23 protein-coding genes are annotated in these 21,923 nt (G+C 31.2%); 21 read left to right on the forward strand and 2 right to left on the reverse strand.

Going from position 1 to position 21,923, the window contains the following annotated elements:
* Positions 1-26: 26 nt before the first annotated feature.
* On the reverse strand, positions 27-665 hold the full coding sequence (locus JJQ93_RS03475) for a hypothetical protein (protein ID WP_274892759.1): 639 nt from the start codon (positions 663-665) through the stop codon (positions 27-29).
* Between the two features lie 90 nt (positions 666-755).
* Here JJQ93_RS03475 and surE point away from each other — a divergent pair, with 90 nt between their 5' ends.
* The 21 genes from surE (at position 756) to lexA (ending at position 20,611) form a co-directional block, all read left to right on the forward strand.
* Entirely contained in the window at positions 756-1,508 is a 753-nt protein-coding gene (surE, locus tag JJQ93_RS03480; RefSeq protein WP_274892761.1) for a 5'/3'-nucleotidase SurE, read from the forward strand.
* A 134-nt stretch (positions 1,509-1,642) separates the two neighbouring features.
* Positions 1,643-2,506: a MurR/RpiR family transcriptional regulator gene (locus JJQ93_RS03485; protein WP_013788007.1), complete on the forward strand. Its 864-nt coding sequence runs from the start codon at positions 1,643-1,645 to the stop codon at positions 2,504-2,506.
* A gap of 49 nt (positions 2,507-2,555) precedes the next feature.
* On the forward strand, positions 2,556-3,173 hold the full coding sequence (locus tag JJQ93_RS03490; protein WP_085111906.1) for a histidine phosphatase family protein: 618 nt from the start codon (positions 2,556-2,558) through the stop codon (positions 3,171-3,173).
* Positions 3,174-3,176: 3 nt separating this feature from the next.
* The gene (locus JJQ93_RS03495) at positions 3,177-4,394 is read left to right on the forward strand and encodes a BaiN/RdsA family NAD(P)/FAD-dependent oxidoreductase (protein ID WP_085111907.1); all 1,218 of its coding nucleotides are present in this window, start codon (positions 3,177-3,179) and stop codon (positions 4,392-4,394) included.
* Between the two features lie 70 nt (positions 4,395-4,464).
* A complete protein-coding gene (locus JJQ93_RS03500; RefSeq protein WP_085111908.1) occupies positions 4,465-4,929 on the forward strand; it encodes a hypothetical protein in 465 nt (154 codons plus the stop codon).
* 78 nt (positions 4,930-5,007) lie between these two features.
* Positions 5,008-5,991 (forward strand): (d)CMP kinase, encoded by a 984-nt coding sequence (gene cmk, locus JJQ93_RS03505; protein ID WP_274894045.1) that lies wholly within the window; start codon positions 5,008-5,010, stop codon positions 5,989-5,991.
* Between the two features lie 12 nt (positions 5,992-6,003).
* Complete coding sequence (locus JJQ93_RS03510; RefSeq protein WP_085111910.1) at positions 6,004-6,582, forward strand: lysophospholipid acyltransferase family protein; 579 nt, start codon at positions 6,004-6,006, stop codon at positions 6,580-6,582.
* Positions 6,583-6,591: 9 nt separating this feature from the next.
* On the forward strand, positions 6,592-7,443 hold the full coding sequence (locus tag JJQ93_RS03515; protein WP_085111911.1) for a 4-hydroxy-3-methylbut-2-enyl diphosphate reductase: 852 nt from the start codon (positions 6,592-6,594) through the stop codon (positions 7,441-7,443).
* A gap of 2 nt (positions 7,444-7,445) precedes the next feature.
* Positions 7,446-8,543: a 30S ribosomal protein S1 gene (locus tag JJQ93_RS03520; RefSeq protein ID WP_274892762.1), complete on the forward strand. Its 1,098-nt coding sequence runs from the start codon at positions 7,446-7,448 to the stop codon at positions 8,541-8,543.
* A 97-nt stretch (positions 8,544-8,640) separates the two neighbouring features.
* Positions 8,641-9,015, forward strand: coding sequence for an adenosylmethionine decarboxylase (gene speD, locus JJQ93_RS03525; protein WP_013788015.1), 375 nt, complete (start codon positions 8,641-8,643; stop codon positions 9,013-9,015).
* A gap of 155 nt (positions 9,016-9,170) precedes the next feature.
* Positions 9,171-9,938 carry a CheR family methyltransferase gene (locus JJQ93_RS03530; RefSeq protein WP_274892763.1) on the forward strand — a complete coding sequence of 256 codons (768 nt, stop codon included), beginning with the start codon at positions 9,171-9,173 and terminating at the stop codon, positions 9,936-9,938.
* Positions 9,939-10,060: 122 nt separating this feature from the next.
* A complete protein-coding gene (gene miaB / locus JJQ93_RS03535) occupies positions 10,061-11,476 on the forward strand; it encodes a tRNA (N6-isopentenyl adenosine(37)-C2)-methylthiotransferase MiaB (RefSeq protein ID WP_274892764.1) in 1,416 nt (471 codons plus the stop codon).
* Entirely contained in the window at positions 11,469-11,834 is a 366-nt protein-coding gene (locus JJQ93_RS03540) for a YlbF family regulator (protein WP_274892765.1), read from the forward strand. Before miaB ends, JJQ93_RS03540 begins: the two co-directional genes overlap by 8 nt.
* Before the next feature lie 35 nt (positions 11,835-11,869).
* Entirely contained in the window at positions 11,870-14,443 is a 2,574-nt protein-coding gene (gene mutS / locus JJQ93_RS03545) for a DNA mismatch repair protein MutS (RefSeq protein ID WP_274892766.1), read from the forward strand.
* Between the two features lie 5 nt (positions 14,444-14,448).
* Entirely contained in the window at positions 14,449-16,278 is a 1,830-nt protein-coding gene (mutL, locus tag JJQ93_RS03550; protein WP_274892767.1) for a DNA mismatch repair endonuclease MutL, read from the forward strand.
* Between the two features lie 11 nt (positions 16,279-16,289).
* On the forward strand, positions 16,290-17,240 hold the full coding sequence (gene miaA / locus JJQ93_RS03555; RefSeq protein WP_274892768.1) for a tRNA (adenosine(37)-N6)-dimethylallyltransferase MiaA: 951 nt from the start codon (positions 16,290-16,292) through the stop codon (positions 17,238-17,240).
* 42 nt (positions 17,241-17,282) lie between these two features.
* Positions 17,283-17,537 (forward strand): RNA chaperone Hfq, encoded by a 255-nt coding sequence (hfq, locus tag JJQ93_RS03560; protein WP_013788022.1) that lies wholly within the window; start codon positions 17,283-17,285, stop codon positions 17,535-17,537.
* 67 nt (positions 17,538-17,604) lie between these two features.
* Positions 17,605-18,402 carry a pyrroline-5-carboxylate reductase gene (gene proC / locus JJQ93_RS03565; protein WP_274892769.1) on the forward strand — a complete coding sequence of 266 codons (798 nt, stop codon included), beginning with the start codon at positions 17,605-17,607 and terminating at the stop codon, positions 18,400-18,402.
* Positions 18,399-18,860 carry a ribonuclease HI gene (rnhA, locus tag JJQ93_RS03570; protein ID WP_045408118.1) on the forward strand — a complete coding sequence of 154 codons (462 nt, stop codon included), beginning with the start codon at positions 18,399-18,401 and terminating at the stop codon, positions 18,858-18,860. Before proC ends, rnhA begins: the two co-directional genes overlap by 4 nt.
* Positions 18,861-18,945: 85 nt before the next feature.
* Positions 18,946-19,929 (forward strand): tyrosine recombinase XerC, encoded by a 984-nt coding sequence (locus JJQ93_RS03575; RefSeq protein WP_274892770.1) that lies wholly within the window; start codon positions 18,946-18,948, stop codon positions 19,927-19,929.
* A 58-nt stretch (positions 19,930-19,987) separates the two neighbouring features.
* Entirely contained in the window at positions 19,988-20,611 is a 624-nt protein-coding gene (gene lexA / locus JJQ93_RS03580; RefSeq protein ID WP_274892771.1) for a transcriptional repressor LexA, read from the forward strand.
* 24 nt (positions 20,612-20,635) lie between these two features.
* Here lexA and JJQ93_RS03585 read toward each other — a convergent pair whose 3' ends face one another.
* Positions 20,636-21,922 (reverse strand): methionine gamma-lyase family protein, encoded by a 1,287-nt coding sequence (locus JJQ93_RS03585; RefSeq protein ID WP_274892772.1) that lies wholly within the window; start codon positions 21,920-21,922, stop codon positions 20,636-20,638.
* Between the last annotated feature and the right edge of the window lies 1 nt (position 21,923).

Here is a 21,923-nt window from a genome sequence, read left to right on the forward strand (position 1 = left end):
ATGTTGAGGTACCAAAGTATGGTATCTCAACATTTTACATGTACATAAATAACGTTTAAAAAATTGCTTTTAAATTTGATTATCTTTACTGGACCATTATCAATTTTTTCACCACATTTAAGGCAAAAAATATTTTTATTTTTAGTTATTTCTGAGTATGACTCGTCAAACCGTAATGATCCATACTTTATAAAGCTTTTCCAGCCAGTTTTACACAATTTACGCCTATTATCATAGTCAGCATAAACCCACTTTAATAATCTGTGAAAATGAAAAGGATATTTTGTATAACTGAGAAATCTCTTTGAAAGACCAAGAGATAATGCATAGTTTTCAAAAGTATTCTCTATTCGATCCTGAAGTGGATTCAATATTTTTGTGCTTTTGTAATTATAACCATTAGTTTTTAGATATTCTCTCAAATAGTCAAACATATAACCTCTGCAGACATGTATTTCCTCATTTTTGTCTACTTTCATTTGGTCTAAAAAACCGATTGAAATTTCAGCGGCTTTATGCAAATACAATTTTTTGCTAAAGTTATACTCCGTATAGTATGTAAGAGGTATTATATCATAATGGTATTCATTAGTTTCGACTCTCATAACACCAATACATGTCCCACCGATTAAGCTTCCACTTCCAGCGTCATCAATCTGTATCACATTATCACTCCTTGCTTATATATTAATTTTATATTAAAATCATATTAATTATTCAGTACATGAATGTAATAATATAGTAGGAGGATGCGTATGAATGTTTTGCTGACAAACGATGATGGCGTTTTTTCTGATGGCATAAACCAATTGGCTGTTTTTTTAAAAGATTATTATAATGTTGTTGTCGTTGCACCTGATAGAGAAAGAAGTGCCGTGGGACATGCCATAACAATGCATAAACCTTTGAGGATTAATAAAATTAAAGATGATGATAGCCTTAAAATTTTTTATGCAAATGGAACTCCGTCAGACTGTGTGAAACTGGGAATAGATGTGGTTATGGACAAAAAGCCAGATATTATAATTTCTGGTATTAATAATGGTTTCAATTTGGGTACAGATGTTTTGTATTCTGGGACAGTTTCGGCTGCAATGGAAGGCGCAATTAATGGTTATCCTTCGATTGCCATATCGCTGGAAGCCGGGACAAAATTATCAGACAAAGCGATGCTTTATATAAAAAAACTTATAGATAATGTTGTACAAAACGGTTTGCCAAAGAACTGTTTATTAAATGTAAACATACCGAATGTAAGTGGTGAATTTAAGGGTATAAAAATTACAAAATTAGGTCATCGAAATTATACTGAGAATTTTACAAAAAGAATCGATCCACGAGGTATGGATTATTATTGGCTGGCAGGAAAAGTTTTAGAAAATGCCAATGACGAAGATAGTGATATAATCGCTGTTAAAAACGGTTTTATCTCTATAACTCCAATACAACTCGACTTAACTATGTATAGCTTCATTGGTAATTTAAAAAATTGGGATATGTCTATCTGAATTTTTTGAAGCAAGAAATTTATCATTAAATTTATTGGCATTTTTTATTCATCGATTGCAGGATTTTTTGTTTACGTATAGAATACTTTATATGTGGTACTAATTTAAAATCAAACATAGAAAGGGTATAAACTATGGATAAAAATGCTGATATAATTAAAAGGATTCAAGATAATTATGCACAGTTAAGCAAAAGCCAAAAAATTATAGCAGAATATATAATAAACCATTATGATAAAGCTGCCTTTATGACTGCAGCAAAATTGGGCAATAGCATAAATATAAGTGAATCTACTGTAGTTAGATTTGCAAATACTTTAGGTTATGATGGCTATCCTGAGCTTCAAAGTGCTTTACAAGAATTAATAAAAAACAAACTTACTACTGTTCAAAGGCTTGAAATGACAGATGAAACAGATGAAGTTTCTATTTTGAACAATGTGTTAAAATCTGATATAGAAAATATCAAAGCCACAAAAGAAGAAATAGATAAAAATTCATTCAAGGAAGTGGTTGATAATATCTTTAAGGCAAAGAGAATATACATAATCGGTTTTAGAAGTTCTACTGCCATTGCCGAGTATTTAGGTTTTTATCTGAATTTGATACTTGAGAATGTAATATTAGTAAAACCCGGCATATCTGATGTTTTTGAACAAATGCTTAGAGTAAATTCAGAGGACTTAGTAATTGGTATAGGATTTCCAAGGTATTCAAAAAGGACATTGGAAGTTATGAAATATGCTAAATCTCAAAATGCAAAAATAGTTGCCATTACAGACAGTCTTATATCACCGCTTACTGAAATTGCCGATGAAATACTTTTGGCCAAGAGTAATATGGCATCATTTGTTGATTCATTAGTTGCCCCATTGAGTCTTATAAATGCACTGATCGTTTCTGTCGGTATTAGAGAGAAAGATAAGATAACAGATACATTTGAAAAATTAGAAAATATTTGGAATGAATACGGAATATATTTGTCGAAGAATATTTAATTCTATAAGAGTCTAATAAGGCCTTAATTGATTTGCAGGAGGTTTATTGATGTCTACTAGATTGTTTATCGTACGGCATGGTGAAACGTTATGGAATAGGCAAAAAAAAATTCAAGGTGCAAGTGATACTCAACTTTCTGATGAAGGAATGAAGCAAGCTTACTTGTTGTCTCAAAGATTAAAAAATGAAATAATAGATGTGATTTTTTCCAGTGATTTAGACAGAGCATATAAAACAGCAACTTTTATTGCAAAAAACTTTAACTTAGATGTTATAAAATTGCCAGAGCTTAGAGAGATATCGTTCGGTGTTTGGGAAGGGCTTACGGTAGATGAGATAGAAAAATCATATAAGGAATTGTATCATACGTGGAAAACTAATCCGCCAGAAGCTAAAATTGAAGGCGCTGAGACGTTAAAAGCTGTGCAAGATAGGATATTGAATGCCACGAATAAAATCATAGAACAATATAAAAATAAAAATATACTAATCGTGTCACATGGAACAACAATCAAAGCTTTAATTTTAGGTATGCTAAATTTGGATTTAAGTTTTTATCCTAAAATAAGACAAGACAATACAGCATTAAATATAATAGATGTAAAAGATGATGGAAATTGCGTTTTAGTTCTGCTGAACGATACATGTCATTTAAGGGAGCGATAATAATTGAAAAAAGTCTTTGTAATTGGCTGTGGCCCTTCAGGAATGATGGCTGCCATAATGAGTTCTCTAAAAGGCAATGAAGTTGTAATTTTTGAAAAAAATGATAGACCAGGGAAGAAACTCATGATAACAGGAAAAGGCAGATGTAATATAACAAATTCAGCTTCAATAAAAGAAATTATTGAAAATACGCCAACAAATGGCAAATTCCTTTATAGTGCTTTAAATGGCTTTTCTAATGCTGATTTAATTGATTTTTTTAACAAGAATGGTTTAATGACTAAAGTTGAAAGAGGAGGAAGAGTATTTCCTGTTTCAGATAAAGCAATTGATGTACTGGATGTCCTTTTAAGGCTCATTAAAGAAAATCATATTGAAATTAGATTCAATAGCAAAGTTACTGATATACTGATTGATGGTAAATGCGTCAAAGGAATAATTGTTAATGGCAAAAAAGAATTTTGCGACAGTTTAATACTGGCATCTGGCGGAAAATCTTATCCTTCTACAGGCTCAACTGGAGATGGGTATGATATGGCAAAAAAATTGGGCCACAAAATAGTAGAGCCACATCCAGCATTAGTCCCTCTTGTAACCTTCGAAGATGTCAGTGAAATGATGGGATTAACACTTAAAAATATTAATGCCAAATTGTGTATAAATGGCAAATTAGTTAGAGAAGAATTTGGTGAAATGCTGTTTACACATTTTGGATTATCAGGTCCTGTAATATTGACACTAAGCAGCTTTTTTAAAACTGTTGAAGATGGAGATGTTGTAATAAAAATTGATTTAAAGCCTGCTTTAAATCATGAGAAGCTGGATGAAAGGCTTCAAAGAGATTTTAAAAAATATTCTAAAAAAGAGTTGAAGAATTCTTTGAATGATTTGCTTCCACGTTCATTGATACCTTATGTGATAAGGGTAAGCTCTTTAAATCCTGATAAAAGAGTTTCAGAATTATCAAAAGCGGAACGAGGTGCTTTAGTAAATGTTATAAAGGATCTCGCATTTCGCATAAAATCTAAGCGATCTATAAATGAGGCCATAATTACTTCTGGAGGAGTAAGCACTAAAGAAATAAATCCTAAGACGATGGAATCGCGGCTTATTAAAGGACTTTTTTTTGCCGGTGAAATAATTGATGTAGATGCATTGACTGGCGGTTTCAACCTACAAATTTCTTTTTCTACTGGTTATTTAGCAGGAATAAATTCCTGAAAATAAACCTTCTTTGCATTTTCTTATATATTTTGCATAAAATATATAAGAATGCATAAGGAGGATTATTATGGGAAAAAGAGTCAAAAAATCAGCGCGCGTATATTATTTGAGCTTTGACAATATGATAGCCTTTTTTGTCATATTGGGCTTTTTAACTATGGTAGTGACCCAAGTATTAATGTTAAATGATAACATTAGGGTTTTTTTAAATTCTACAGAAAAGATAGAAGGTATAAACATAAACACATATCTATCAAATGATGGAACATTGGAATTGGAATTAATTAATTTGGATAAGGCACCAAAGGCTTTTATATTGATAAATGGAGATCCAAAGTACAGCTTTAAGGAGAAAAAATTAAAAATCAACATAAAACAAGGCGATCTCATTGAAATGGATGGGACAAACTACAATCAAGCACTATATGTTAAAGTAATTGATTCAAGCGACAATGTAATAGAACCACAGAAGACAGCAGTCATAAAAGTCAACGGCGATATAGAAGTCATTGGCAGAGTGAGATTGAGATGATATTGTTATAACACGATTTTTACTATATAATTTATAAAGAAAGAAAAACGGAAAGGAGATTGATGTCTTATAAAAGCCATTAGAGGAGCAATAACAACTGAAAATACTAAAGAAGCAATTTTTCATGACACAATTTCTTTAATTGACGAAATTTTCCGCATCAATAAAATAAAAACCAGTGATGTTATATCTATATTTTTTACTGCTACAAAGGACATTGATGCGGCTTATCCTGCAGAAGCATTAAGACATAATGGAATTTCGAATATTCCAATGATGTGTTTTCAAGAAATGAACGTAAAGAAAAGTCTTGAGAAATGTATCAGAGTCGTAGTGTTTATTAATTGTGAAGATGATAAAGAAGTTAAGCACATATACATGAAAAATGCTAAATTGTTGCGATTGGACTTATTAAATATTAAGGTTGCAATTGACGGCCCGGCTGGTGCAGGAAAAAGTACAGTTGCTAAGGAACTGGCAAAAAAACTAAACTTTACTTACATCGATACAGGGGCTATGTATAGAGCTTTGACGTATAAAGCGGTAATTGAAAATATCAACATAGAAGATAAAAATAAAATAGTAGAATTGGCTTCCAATATTGATATTGAGTTGAAAAACGATAAGGTATTGTTAGATGGTATGGATGTTACAAGCGAAATTAGGACACCATCTATTTCTGAAAAAGTATCATATATTTCAATGATACCAGAGGTAAGAGAAGTAATGGTAAAGCTGCAAAAAAGGCTATCAGATAAGGGTAGCGTCGTAATGGACGGCAGAGATATAGCGACAGTTGTAATGCCGGATGCACAATTTAAATTCTTTTTGACTGCCAGTCCTGAAATTAGGGCAATGCGTAGATACAATGAATTGACAAGCAAGAAAATACCTGTTAAGTATGATGATATATTAAATGATATACAAAAAAGAGATAAGAATGATACTGAAAGAGATGTTGCACCATTAAAAAAGGCTGATGATTCTATTGTTATTGACACTACAAACATGAGTATTGATGAAGTAGTAAACAAAATGTACAATATTATAGCTAATGGGTAAAGGGGGTATCTCATGTTTTATTATATAGCCAAATACATCGTTCTTTTTATTATAAATATAATTTTTAGAATAGAGGTAGATGGCTACGAAAATATTCCTGCTAATGGTCCTGTGATTATATGCCCTAATCATATAAGCTTTTTAGATCCACCAATTGTTGGCGCCATTTTTACCAGAAGAATTTTTTTTATGGCAAAGGCCGAGCTTTTCAAAAATCCTTTATTTAGATTCATATTAAGCAAAGGATTAGGCGCTTTTCCGGTGAAAAGAGGCACATCAGATTTAACCGCTATAAAAATTGCTTTAAATCATTTAAAAAAAGGACATGCTATTGGTATTTTCCCAGAAGGAACCAGAAGCAAAACTGGCCAATTGCAAAAAGCCGAGCCTGGTGTATCGCTTTTATCGGTAAAAGGGAAAGCACCTGTCTTACCGGTCGGGATAAAGTCAAATTATAAACTTTTTTCAAAAGTGACAATAAAGATCGGTAAACCTATTTATTTTGAAGAGTATCAAAATGTACATTTAACATCTCAAGATATGGCAAATATTGGTGAAAAGATTATGCTGGAAATTTCAAAGTTAATTTAGGAGGAAACAATGAAAATATTGATAGCTGACAACGCGGGATTTTGTTTTGGGGTAAAAAGGGCAGTCAAGATGGCCTATGATCAAGTGAATAATAGTGATGATTCTAAGACCTATTCATATGGAGAGCTTATTCATAACCCGCAAGTTGTAAAAGACCTTGAAGACAAAGGAATTAAGACTATAGAACACATCGATGAATTAGATGAAAATAGCAAGATACTTATTAGGACACATGGTATACCTGAAAAAATTTATGATGAATTAAAAAAGAAAAAAGTAGAAATAATCGATATGACTTGTCCTTTTGTAAAAAGAGTCCAAAAAATAGTCAATGGATACTATAAGAAAGGATATTCTATTGTTATAATAGGGGATAGAAATCATCCGGAAGTTATAGGTGTAAATGGATGGTGTAATAATTCAGCTTATGTTATCCAATCAACTGATGATGTAAATTCATTGCCTTTTTTAGATAAAGCCTGTGTTGTTGCGCAGACAACTATAACACAAAAAATGTGGGAAGATATCTTGGCTTTGTTGCATCTTAAAGTCAAAGAATTAATATCATATAATACAATATGCGACGCTACCAATAAAAGGCAATCATCTGCTGAAAAAATATCTAAAGAAGTAGATATGATGATCGTCATAGGTGGAAAGAATAGCTCTAATACGCAAAAATTAAAAAAAATATGTGAAAAGAATTGTGATAAAACTGTACAAGTTGAGAGTGCTGATGAAATTGATTTGATTACTCTAAAAGACGTTAAAACAGTCGGCATTACTGCTGGTGCATCTACTCCAGATTATTTAATACAGGAAGTCATTGATAAGATTACTAGTGGAAGAAAGGAAGAATAAAAATGGATGATTTTATGAATGAATACACTTTTAATGAGATCCATGCCGGTGATATAGTAAAAGGTAAAATCATTAAAATACTTAACGATGGAATTATAGCGGATATCGGATATAAATCTGATGCATTTGTTCCTAAATCGCAATTGTCACTTAATCCAAACATAAAAATAAGCGATGATTTTAATGTAGGAGATGAAATCGATCTATATATAATAAAAAGAGAAGATGAAAATGGTGATGTTTTAGCTTCAAAGGTAAAAGCAGACACCGAATTAGCTGAAGAAAGATTAAATACATCATTTAAAAATGGAGATATATTAAATGGAAAAATAATTGAAGTAGTAAAAGGGGGTGTTGTTGCCGAAGTATTAGGAGTTAAAGCATTTATACCAGCATCACAACTTGATATGCATTATGTGGATGATTTAAACTCATATTTAGGAGAAAAAATTGAAGTAAAAATCATTGATTATATTCCAAGCAAAAAATTAGTTGCATCAAGGAGAATCGTTTTAGAAGAAGAAAAAAGCAAAAAGAAAGAAACTTTGCTAAAGAACATACGAGAAGGGCAAGTTATCAACGGCGTAGTAAGATCAATTGCAAAATTTGGTGTCTTTGTTGATTTAGGTGGTATTGATGGTTTGATTCCATTAAGAGAAATTTCTTGGAGTAAAAATGTGAATATAAATGATGTATTGCATATTGGCGATAGAGTAGATGTTTATGTTGATAAAATAGATCAAGAAAAAATAACGCTAAGTTTGAAAAAGCTTTTTCCAGATCCGTGGGTGAATATTAATGAGAAGTTTAAAGTTGGAGATATTATATTGGGTATTATAACAAATGTGACTACATTTGGTGCTTTTGTAGAGATTTCCGAAGGGTTAGAGGGGTTAGCGCACAAAAATGATTTAATAAAAAATGTCAAAGAGTATAAAATAGGGGACGAAATTACAGTCGAAATAATTAGCTTTGACTCAGAAAAGAAAAAGTTAAGCTTGAAGGAAGTTGAAAAAAACAGTGAATCTTATGACTTAGAAAGAGAAGAATTAAATGTAACAATAAAGGATAGAATACAAAACATAAATAATTATTCATAGGTGTTATGTAAAATACCTTGACAAAAGACAAAAATCTGATAAAATTTATCTTATTGAATATCTATACTTTTAAAATGCGAGGAGGCAAGATAAAAGAATGAATGCTTTGGGTCGCCACATACTGGCAGAGATTTATGGTTGCGATGAAAATGTTCTTGATGATTGTGAATTAATAGAAGACATAATGGTAAAAGCAGCTATAGAAGCAGGTGCCGAAGTCCGTGAAGTTGCTTTCCATAAATTTAGCCCCCAGGGCGTTAGTGGAGTCGTTGTTATTTCTGAATCACATATAACAATTCATACTTGGCCGGAATTAGGGTATGCAGCTGTTGATGTGTTTACGTGTGGAGATAATGTAAATCCGTGGAATGCATGTAATTATTTAACCAAGATGTTGAAGGCGAAGAATATGACTGCTACTGAAGTAAAAAGAGGGGTTTTTGAACAACCTGTCAAAGTTGTAAATTTGTAATTTGCAAAAAAATTATTTTATGTATATTTGACAATTTATGTGTTAATAATATTAATGAACCTCACAAAATACATTGAGACCCCCTTTACATCATTTGAGTGGCTAAGTTTAGCCACTTTTTTTATCATGGTTAGACACTTGGAGGTGTACTTGATTTGAATTATGACGAGTTTTTGCAGAAAATATTTAATTTAACCGGTATAGATTTATCTCTTTATAAAGAAAAACAAATGAAGAGAAGAGTCGATTCGTTTATTGCAAATAACAATTGTAAAAATTACGATGTTTTTTATGAGATACTAACTAAGGATACGAAAATTTACAGAGAGTTTTTGAAATATATTACGATAAATGTGACAGAGTTTTTTAGAAATTTAGAACAATGGATGATTTTAAAAAACGAAATATTACCTAAAATTATCAAAAAGAACATGAAGATTTGGAGTGCTGCTTGTTCTACAGGTGAAGAAGCATATAGCCTTGCTATGTTGCTATCAGATTTTATAGATTTAAGAGAAATCAACATCATTGCTACTGATATTGATGATGTAGTGCTTGAGAAAGCAAAAAAGGGGATTTATAACAATAAAAGTATTGAAAAAATTCCAGAAGAATATATGAAATATTTTACTAAATTAGATGAAAATAATTTTGTTATTTCTGAAGAGTTGAGAAAAAATATTGTGTTTAAAAAGCACAATTTGTTACTTGATAAATATCCAGATAGCGTAGATTTGATTGTATGTAGAAATGTATTAATATATTTTAATGATAAGGCTAAAGAAGAAATTTATAAAAAATTTTATTCTAGCTTGAGTTCAGATGGAATCCTCTTTGTGGGAAGCACAGAACAAATCATTTTTCCTTACAAATATAATTTTGCTCCAATAAAAACTTTTTTTTACAAAAAAATTTCTAAGTGAAATCGAGCTTAATTTTGCATTGTTCTTATAGTATAATATTATTTGAATTAGTGTAAGTCTTTATAGATAAATACAAATATAAGCATTTACAATAGATTTTATTTTGCGGAGGTATGCATCTGATGAGTGAAAGAAAAGAGATTATAGTTGCAGAAGAAGACATAAAAAAACAAAAAGATATAATAAATCAAATGGCTATTTTAAATAAAGATAAATATTTGAAATTTCACATAGAAACATATGGATGTCAGATGAACGTCCATGATTCAGAAAAATTAGCCGGCATGTTAACAGAAATGGGATACCAACATACTGATAATTTAGAGGATGCTGATGTCATACTTTTTAATACTTGCTGTGTCAGACAACATGCGGAAATAAGAATTTTTGGAAGAGTATCTCAGCTTAAAGAGCTTAAACAAAGAAAACCAAACATTATTTTAGGCATTTGCGGATGTATGATGCAGGAAAAAGAAGTTGTAGAGGCAATTAGAAAGGATTATCCATATATTGATATGGTTTTTGGGACGCATAATTTGTTTAAGTTCCCAGAACTTTTACAGGAAGCACTAAATTCCGATACAACAGTTATAGATATTTGGGATGATAATAGCAATATTGTAGAAGATATTCCTATAAGGCGCGCAGAAGGTTTAAAGGCATGGGTAAATATCATATATGGATGCAATAATTTCTGCACGTATTGTATTGTGCCGTATGTGCGTGGAAGAGAAAGAAGCAGAGAACCGAAAGATATAATAGATGAAATAAAGTCTTTAGCCGATGATGGATTTAAAGAAATAACATTGCTTGGCCAAAATGTAAATTCTTATGGCAATGATTTATCGCAAAAGGTGGATTTTGCCGATCTTTTGTATATGATAAACAACATAAATGGCATTGAGAGAATCAGGTTTATGACTTCACATCCCAAAGATATTTCTGACAAATTAATTTTTGCCATGAGGGATTTGGACAAAGTATGCGAGCATTTGCATTTGCCTGTACAGTCTGGAAGCAATAGAATTCTTGAGAAAATGAATAGAAAGTATACGAGAGAAAGGTATTTAGAAATAATAGAGAAACTAAGAAATAATATACCGGATATTGCAATAACAACAGATATTATAGTAGGCTTCCCGGGAGAAACAGATGAAGACTTTCAAGATACATTAGATCTTGTAAAAAAAGTCAAATATGATTCTGCGTATACATTTATTTACTCAAAGCGAAAGGGTACAGTAGCAGAAAAGATGCCTGATCAAGTAGATGAAGATATTAAGCATAAGAGACTTGAAGAACTGATAAAACTGCAAAACTCAATAAGTATAGAAAAAAACAATGAGATGAATGGAAAGATTGTAGAAGTGTTAGTTGAGGGAACCAGCAAACGAGACAGTGATAAGCTTACTGGGAGAACGAGGACAAATAAGATTGTCCATTTCAAAGGAGAACCTAACTTAATAGGTAAATTTGTCGATGTTAAAATAATTGAAACAAAGGCTTGGACTATGCAAGGTGAGTTAATAAGTGAATAAATATAATAAAAATATTATCATTGAAAAAGCAATAGAATTAGGAAAAAGTTTGGCGGATTCTGACGTTATCAGCGAATTAAGGGATGCAGAGATTGCATTTTTAAATGATAAAGAAGCACAATTACTTCTTTCAAAGTTGAAAAAGTATGAAAAAAATGGGAAACAAGGCGTCGAGTTGAACTATCTTAAAGAAGAATTATTTGAATTAGATAGTTATAAGAGACTGATAAATGCACAGAAAGCTTCTAAAGAGTTAATGACTGAGATAAACAGTATATTGAATTTTTATATAAATGGTATAGACCATAAGTGTGATAAAGATTCTTGTGGGAATTGTCATAGGCATTGTGCAAATTGAGTTTTGACTTATCCATAAAATTGGAGGTAGTTTTAATGCCGTATACTCCTATGATGGAACAATATTTAAAAATAAAAGAGAAGTACAAAGATTCGATTTTATTTTTTCGGATCGGTGATTTTTATGAAATGTTTTTTGATGATGCAGTAATTGCATCAAAAGAATTGGAAATAGTTTTGACAGGTAAAGATTGTGGACAAGAAGAAAGAGCACCAATGGCTGGAGTGCCGTTTCATGCCGCAGATTTTTATATAGATAAACTAGTCAAAAAAGGATATAAAGTAGCAATTTGTGAACAGTTGGAGGATCCTGCTTATGCCAAAGGATTGGTAGAAAGAGATGTCATACGAGTTTTTACTCCAGGTACTGTAATAAACACAAATTCATTAGAGGAGAAAAGCAATAATTACCTTTTATCTATATTTAAAGAAGGAGACGGCTATGGATTGTCTTTTGTTGATGTGTTGACAGGAGAATTATTTGTGACACAAATTACAAAGTGTAACGATATAAGAAAAATATACGACGAAATAATGAGATACAGTCCTTCTGAAATAATAGCCAATAATGATTTTTTTGAATTAAAAAGATTAGTGAAAATTTTAAATTCAAGTAAAGTTTTTATAAACAAATATGATAAAGTATTAAATAATGCAGAAGATGTAATAATAACTCAATTTAACAAGTCACTGAAAGATTTAAAATTAGAGAGGAAAAAATATGCAATAAAATCTTTAGCATCTGTTCTTTTGTACTTAAAAGAAATGCAGAAGGTTGAATTAAACCAATTAAACAATTTAACTTATTATGAAGACAATTCTTTCATGTTGCTTGATAATAACACAATAAGAAACTTAGAAATCATATATTCAATAAATAGAGATCATTCTAAAAGTGGAACTTTACTCAGTGTATTAGATCAAACTGTTACACCTATGGGGGGAAGATTACTTAAAAGATGGTTAGAAGAACCCTTAATAGATGTAGAAAAAATCAATTATCGATTGGATTCTGTTTCGGAATTATACAATGATTATAAAGGGCGATTGGATATTAGAGATATTTTAAAGGGGATTTATGATTTAGAAAGGCTTTCCAGCAAATTAGTTTATCAAAATATAAATGCAAAAGATCTTTTATCTATAAAGATCTCAATTGAAAGGCTTCCTAAGTTAAAACAATTGCTTGATAAGTACAATTCTAATTATTTAAAAGAGATATTTAGTAAGTTAGATACATTGCAAGATATACATGATTTAATCGATAAATCAATTAAAGATGATCCATCTTCTAATGTTAAGGAAGGAAATATCATAAAAGATGGTTTTGATAAAAATATTGATGAATTAAGAAGAGCATCGATAGACGGTAAATCATGGATAGCAAACCTTGAAGCATATGAGAAAGAAAAAACCGGCATAAAAACATTAAAAATTGGTTATAATAAAGTATTTGGTTACTATATTGAAGTATCAAAATCATATATTTCATCTGTTCCCGAAAATTATATTAGAAAGCAGACACTTGCTAATGCTGAGAGGTATATTACTCCAGAACTTAAAGAAATAGAAGAAAAAATTCTTGGTGCAGAAACTAAGCTTGTAGAGATGGAGTATGAAATATTTGACCGTATAAGAGAGCAGATAAAAAATGAGATATATCGAATACAGATGACGTCCAGATATATAGCTATTTTAGATGTTCTCGTTTCTCTGGCGACAGTGGCAGAAACAAATAATTATGTTAAGCCTGTGGTAAATAGCAGTGACAGGATTGTAATAAAAGATGGAAGACACCCAGTCATTGAAACGATTATGGATGACTCTTTTATATCAAATGATATCGAAATTGATGGCAAAAAACCTATCATGATTATAACAGGGCCAAATATGGCCGGAAAATCTACTTACATGAGGCAAGTTGCATTGATTGTTTTGATGGCTCAAATTGGCAGCTTTGTTCCTGCATCTTATGCTGAAATAGGTGTTGTCGATAGGATTTTTACAAGAGTAGGTGCTTCTGATGATTTGTTTTCCGGGCAAAGTACTTTTATGGTGGAAATGAATGAGGTATCAATAATATTAAATTCTGCCACAAAAAACAGTTTAATTATACTTGATGAAGTTGGACGTGGTACAAGCACTTATGACGGCATGAGCATAGCATTTGCTATTCTTGAATACATTCATGACAAAATAAAGGCAAAAACCATGTTTGCAACACATTATCATGAATTAACTAATTTAGAAGACAAGCTAGATGGAATTAAAAATTATAATATCTCTGTTGAAGAAACAGATGATGAAATAATTTTTTTGCGAAAGATAATACCTGGTGCGGCAGATAAAAGCTATGGCATTCAGGTTGCAAAATTAGCTGGACTGCCGGATGAACTTATTCAAAATGCGAAAAAAATATTGAATAATTTAGAGAATAGCGACTTAGAAGTGGCCACTACATTTACGCCTACTCAGATTGATATATTCAGCTTAGAAAAAGAAACGTTGATAGAAGAAATAGTTGACTTAGATATAGAAAATATTACACCTATACAAGCTTTAAATTATTTATACGATTTAAAGAAAAAAGCCCTTTCATTAAGGATGTGATCTCAATGAATAAAATCAACCTTTTAGATGATGAGTTGATAAATAAAATTTCTGCTGGTGAAGTTGTTGAAAGACCAATGTCTATAGTTAAAGAACTTGTAGAAAATTCAATAGACGCAGATAGTAAGAACATTACAATTGAAATAATAGATGGTGGAATACCTTACATAAAGGTTTTAGATGATGGTTGCGGTATGAATGAAATTGATGCTGTTTTAGCTTTTGGGCGTCATGCTACAAGCAAGATAAAATCAACAGATGATCTTTTTAACATAGGGACATTAGGGTTTCGCGGTGAAGCATTAGCAAGTATTGCGGCTATATCAAAAGTTTTGTTAAAGACTAAGGAAGAAAATTCCTTGTATGGAACTTTGATTAATGTTGAAGGTGGAAAAATTTTAAAAAAAGTTAAGTGCGGATGCGAGAAGGGCTGTAGCGTTGAAGTAAAAGATGTGTTTTACAATACACCAGCAAGGAGAAAGTTTTTGAAGCGACCATCTACAGAGGCAATGTATATAACAGATATGGTAGCTAAAATTGCCCTTTCAAGGCCGGACATATCATTTAAATACATAAAAGATAAAAGAATGGAATTTATGACGTCTGGAAATAATTCTGTCAATGAGGTCATTTTAAGGCTTTATGGTGACGAATTGTATTCAAATTTGATAGAGACTGAATACAATGATGAATATATGAATATAAAAATATTTTTATGTAAGCCTTCATATACAAGAGGAAATCGAAACATGCAAATTTTATTTGTCAATGGAAGGTTTGTAAAAAACAAAATCTATACAACTGCTGTTGAAGAAGCATATAAAACATTGATTCCAGTAAATAGATATCCTGTTGTGATTACGTATTTAAATATTGATCCTAAAAATATAGACGTAAATGTTCATCCAACAAAATTAGAAGTTAAATTTTCAGACGAAAAGGAAATTTTTGACTCTATATACAAAAGTATAAAAAATGCTTTAAATAGATCAAATCTTATTCCAACTATTAGACATGATATGTTTACATATCCAGATATCACAGAAAATAAAGTAGAAGAAAAATCTAATCCGAAACAGCTTAATATGATAGAAGAAGAGTCAACTAATAAAATATTAGAAGTCTATCCAAATAACAAAAGTTTAGCATCCAACGTAAAGGAAAGCAGCGAAAAGGCTTATTTTGATTACAATGATGTCAATGCTTTCAACAAAGAAATCGAAAATACGCACATAGAAAATTTTAATACATTGCCTGATAAACGTGATGATTATAAAATCGTTGGTGTGATTTTTTCAACTTATATAATTGTAGAAAAAGACGACGTGATATACTTAGTAGATCAACACGCTGCGCATGAAAGGATATTGTATGAAAAGTTTATGAACATGTATAATAATGTTCAGGGAAAACAGACAACTATCCCCATTCTGATAAATATTGAACCTGGTGATGATGTTATAATTAATGAGAACATAGAATTATTTAATAAATTGGGTTATAAATTTGAAAGTTTTGGAAATAATTCAATTATATTAAGAGAAGTGCCGGTTGTATTAGGTCAGCCAGAATCAAGACAACTATTCATTGACATAATTGATAAATTGAAAAGAGATGATTTTAACAAAGACATTAATTTAAAAGAGGAAACAATAATAATGATGGCTTGCAAAAAGGCAGTTAAAGCAATGGACAGTTTATCAAAAGAGGAGATTACCTCCTTATTTAATGATTTAAAAGTTACTGAAAATCCCTATACGTGTCCACATGGGCGGCCGGTAATAGTATCGATAAAAAAATATGAATTAGAAAAAATGTTTAAAAGGATCATGTAAGAGGTGTTTCAATGGCAATACCATTATTAATAATCGTAGGACCAACTGCTTCAGGAAAGTCAAGATTATCTATAGAAATTGCTAAATTTTATAATGGTGAAATAATATCTGCTGATTCGATGCAGATATATAAATATATGAATATTGGAACTGCTAAAGTAACAGATGAAGAAAGACAAGGTATACCACATTATATGATAGATATAGTTGAACCAAACGTTAAATTTAGTGTCGCTGAATACGAGAAAATGGCTAAACCATTGATAGATGATATTTTTAAGAGAGGAAAGCTACCAATTGTTGTAGGCGGTACAGGTTTATATGTGAATTCATTGATTTACATAATGAATTTTTCAGAGTATATTGGCAATGATGATTTTAGATCTGTCCTAAAAAATATAGCATCTGTTTTGGGCAATGAATATTTATTTGAAAGATTAAAGATGGTTGACCCTAAAACTTACTCTAAACTTCATCCAAATGATTTAAGAAGAGTCATTAGAGCTTTAGAGGTTTACCAATTTACCGGAATACCAATTTCTGTTTATCAGGAATTAAGCAATAAACGCGTCAATCCAGACTACAATGCCGTAATGGTAGGCTTAAATTACAGAAATAGAGAAACTTTGTATAAAAAAATTGACGATAGAGTAGATACAATGATAAAAAATAATTTAATAGATGAAGTGGTAAATTTGCTAAAAATAGGGTATAATAAGTATGGTACGTCTATGCAGGCTTTAGGGTATAAAGAAATTATAGAATATTTGGAGGGAAAAGTTTCATTAGAAGAAGCAATTGCTGATCTAAAAATGAAGACAAGGAGGTATGCAAAAAGACAGATAACATGGTTTAAAAGTTATAAAACCATAAATTGGTTTTATGTTGATGATTATAGTAGCTTTGAAGATCTTGAAAAAAATATTATTTCTTTTTTAGCAGGAAAATTAAAATTTAAGTAGAATATAAATAATTATTAACAACAATAGAAGGGGGATGGCTATATGAATCAAAAAACAGCTATCAATTTACAGGATATTTTTTTAAATCAGGTAAGAAAAGAACATATTGCTGTAACAGTTTATCTGATTAATGGCTTTCAATTAAAAGGCATGGTTAAAGGTTTTGACAATTTTACGGTTGTTTTGGAAACAGATAATAAACAACAGCAGCTTATATACAAACACGCTGTTTCTACAATAACGCCTTTAAAGCCAGTAATTTTTACAACGACTGAGAAGGATGAAAAGCAGCAATAATGTAAGAAAACGCAAAAACAGTATTAGAATAGCTAATACTGTTTTTAAATATTGGAGGTATATGCTTATGAAAATTGGATTTATAGGAACCGGCAATATGGGGACAGCTTTAATTAACGGCTTAATAAATTCTGATTTTGTCACTGCGAATGATATATATGCTTATGATGTTTCATATGACAAACTTTTAAAATTAAAGGATGAATTAAGCATAAACATATCTAAAAGCAATGTCGATGTGACAAATGAGTGTGATGTTATTATTCTAGCAGTAAAGCCAAATTTATATGATAGCATATTGGAAGAAATAAAAAATGATGTAGATGAAAATAAAATTATTATTATAATTGCTCCTGGAATTAGTATCGATCACGTGAAGAGCATTTTACAGAAAGGAAAAATAGTGCGTACGATTCCTAATACACCGGCTTTGATTGGGGAAGGTATTACAGCTATATCTTATCCTGAAGATATGTCTTCTCGTGATAAAGAAATAGTTGAGAAAATATTCAAATCTTGCGGGGAGATAGTTGAGATAAAAGAAAATTTAATAGATGCGGCAATGGCAATATCAAGCTGTAGCCCAGCTTACGTGTACATGTTTGTTGAAGCTTTATCTGACGCAGGTGTATCGTTGGGGTTGCCAAGAGATGTAGCCTACAAATTGTCTTCAAAAGCTGTTTCAGGTTCTGGTAGTATGGTTTTAAAGACGGGTTTTCATCCTGGCTATTTGAAAGATATGGTTACATCACCGGCTGGAACTACAATACAAGGTGTCAGGACTTTGGAAAAGTACGGATTAAGGAGTGCAGTTTTTGAAGCTGTAATTTCATCTTTTGAAAAAGTAAAGGGAAACAAACAATGATGAGTATTCCTGAGGTTATTATATATACTGATGGTGCTTGTAGTGGCAATCCTGGTCCAGGTGGCTGGGGAGCAATTTTGATTTATAAAGATACAGTAAAAGAAATATCAGGCTACGAAGAAAATACCACTAATAACAGAATGGAATTGACAGCCGCTATAGAAGCCTTAAAAATGCTAAAAAGGCCTTGCAAGGTAAATTTATATAGCGATAGCAGTTATTTAATAAACGCATTCAATCAAAAATGGATAGACAATTGGTTAAAGAAAGGCTGGATTAAGTCTGATAAGACCCCTGTGGAAAACAAAGATCTATGGCTTAAATTATTAGACTTATCATCTATACATCAAATTAAGTGGATCAAAGTTAAAGGCCATGCTGATAATGAATACAATAATAGATGTGATAAATTGGCCACTGATGAAATAAAAAAGCATCAGATTAGCATCGCAAAATAATTTTTTCAAATCAAAACCCAATTATACGAAATAACTATTTCGTATAATTGGGTGTACATAAAGTTCATAGAGGTGAATTTTTGATATGTTTATCTCAACTAAAGATAATTTAGAATTACCTCCTATTCTTGAAGAATTCTTAAACTATTTTTCTACTATAAAAGCTAGATCACCTAATACTGTTAAAGCCTATTTATACGATTTAATTTTGTTTTTCAGATTTATAAAGGTTAGAAAAAATCTATGCTCTGATTCGGATTTTGATAACATCGATATTAGCGATGTTGATATCTCTCTCATTGAGTCGATCGATTTAAATGATTTGTATGCTTTTTTATCTTTTGTCACACATGAAAGATCTAATACTCCTCCAGCCCGCGCTCGCAAAGTTGCAAGTTTAAGATCTTTTTATAATTACCTATACGCAAAAAGAAAAATAATAACAAAAAACCCTGCTTTGGAATTAGAGTCACCTAAGCTTGGCATTAGACAGCCTGTATATTTGACATTAGATGAAAGTGTAAAATTATTAAACTCTATTGATGGAGAATTTAAAGAGCGGGATTACGCCATAATCACCTTGTTCTTAAATTGTGGACTTAGACTGTCAGAATTAGCAAATATAAATATTAGCGATATTAAAGATGATAAACTTACTGTTATTGGAAAAGGAAACAAACAGAGGACTGTTTACCTTAATGATGCGTGTATAAATGCCATAAACGATTATTTAAAAGTTAGGCCACATGACGGCGTTAAAGACAAAAAGGCATTGTTTTTAAGCAAAAGATTGCAAAGGATAAGCATTAAGACTATACAATACATCGTTAAAAAACATTTAAAAGACGCTAATCTTGATGGCAAAAAGTATTCTACTCATAAACTTAGGCATACGGCAGCGACGCTTATGTACAGATATGGAAAGGTTGATATCAGAACATTACAAAGGTTATTAGGACATTCTAACGTATCAACTACACAGATATATACACACGTTGATGACAGTCAACTGAGAGACGCTGTAAGTAAGAATCCCCTCTCTGAATTGAATATTGATAATAAGAACTAATGTTTGATTAAATTGTGCCTTTGTGTTATAATAAAGAAAAATTTGGAGGGGTCTAATCGTGAAAGATGTATCTAAAATAAGCATTAAGCAACAAGAGATAATTGATTTTATAAAGAGTGAAATTAAACGCAAAGGATATCCACCATCGGTTAGAGAAATTGGGAAAGCTGTGGGCTTGCGTTCTACATCAACAGTTCATGGACACTTGTCGCGCCTTGAGAAAAAAGGCTATATTAGAAGAGATCCAACAAAACCAAGAGCTATTGAGGTTTTAAGCAATGATGAAAAGTATATTAGCGACGTTGTAAAGTTGCCTGTCATTGGTAAGGTCACTGCTGGAACTCCTATATTAGCTGTTCAAAATATTGAAGAGTATTATTCTGTACCGAGAGATCTTATTACAGGTTATGAAAGTGAAAGTTTTATTTTAAAAGTTCGCGGGGAAAGCATGATAAATGCGGGTATATTAGACGGTGATTACATCATAATTAGAAAGCAGTCATACGCAGACAACGGTGACATTGTAGTAGCTTTAATGGAAGATGAAGCAACTGTGAAAAGATTTTATAAGGAAAGCAATCATATAAGGTTGCAACCTGAAAATCCTTCAATGAACCCTATAATTGTAGATGATGTGATGATTTTAGGAAAAGTAGTTGGTGTAATAAGAAAGCTCAAATGATGATTCGTTTGAGCTTTCTTAAATTTAGATTTTGATGAATCCTTTCTCTATCATATTGCTTATTGCAATCATAAGGCTAAGCTTTACTTGATAATATGATAAACCACCCTGTACATAAGCTGTATATGGTTTCCTAATAGGAGCATCAGCACTTAATTCAATAGATGAACCTTGAATAAATCCCCCTGCAGCCATAATAACTTGATCGTCATATCCTGGCATATCCCATGGTTCAGGAACCACATGTGAATCAACAGGAGAACCTTTCTGGATGCTTTGAATGAAAGTAATTAATTCTTCTTTTGTTTTAAATCTAATTGCTTGTACAATATCTGTTCTCAAATCATTGAATCTTGGCAAAACTTCATATCCCAGCGTTTCCATTATTTTAGCTAAAATTATAGCTCCTTTCAATGCATTGCCAACAATCAAAGGTGAAAAAAATAATCCTTCTAATGTTAAACGATTTGTATTCAGTGTAGGGCCAACCTTCTTCCCTATCCCAGGTGCAAATAATCTGTATGCTGCTTTTTCAACAAGCTCTTTCTTTCCTGCAACATAACCACCTGTAGGAGATATACCACCTCCAGGATTTTTTATCAAAGAGCCTGCAATCAGATCTGCTCCAACGTCTGTAGGTTCTAAATCTTCTGTAAATTCGCCATAACAATTGTCTACAAATACAATTATATCTTTATTTTTGTCTTTCAACTTTTTAATAACAAATTCAATATCATCAATAGAAAGCGAATACCTAAAGTCATATCCTTTTGATCTCTGTATCATAACCATTTTAGTTTTACTTGAAACTTGATCTATAAGTCTTTCTACATCAACTTTGCCATTTTTCAAAAGAGGAACTTCTTTATATATAATTCCTAAATCTGTAAGAGAACCATTGTTGCTATTGCTTCCCTTCCCTATTATATCAGTAAGAGTATCATACGGTGTTCCACAAGCCGATATTAGCTCATCATTTGGTCTTAATACACCATAAAGGCATAAAGATATGGCATGTGTTCCAGAAACTATTTGAGGCCTTACTAAGGCGTCTTGTGTGTTAAATATGTCAGAATATATTTTTTCTATTGTATCTCTTCCTATGTCGCCATAACCATATCCTGTTGTTCCATTAAAATGTATATCGCTCAAATGATTCTTTTGCATTGCGTACAATACTTTGTATTGATTTTTTTCTACGATCTTATCAATTTTTTTAAACTCCTCTTCAACATCATTTTCTGCCTTTTCAAGCAAAAAAATAACATCTTTAGAGATGTTAAATTTTTCTTCAAGTATGTTTTCCGACATA

This window comes from Thermoanaerobacterium sp. R66 (assembly GCF_028895185.1).
Taxonomy (GTDB): Bacteria; Bacillota; Thermoanaerobacteria; order Thermoanaerobacterales; family Thermoanaerobacteraceae; genus Thermoanaerobacterium.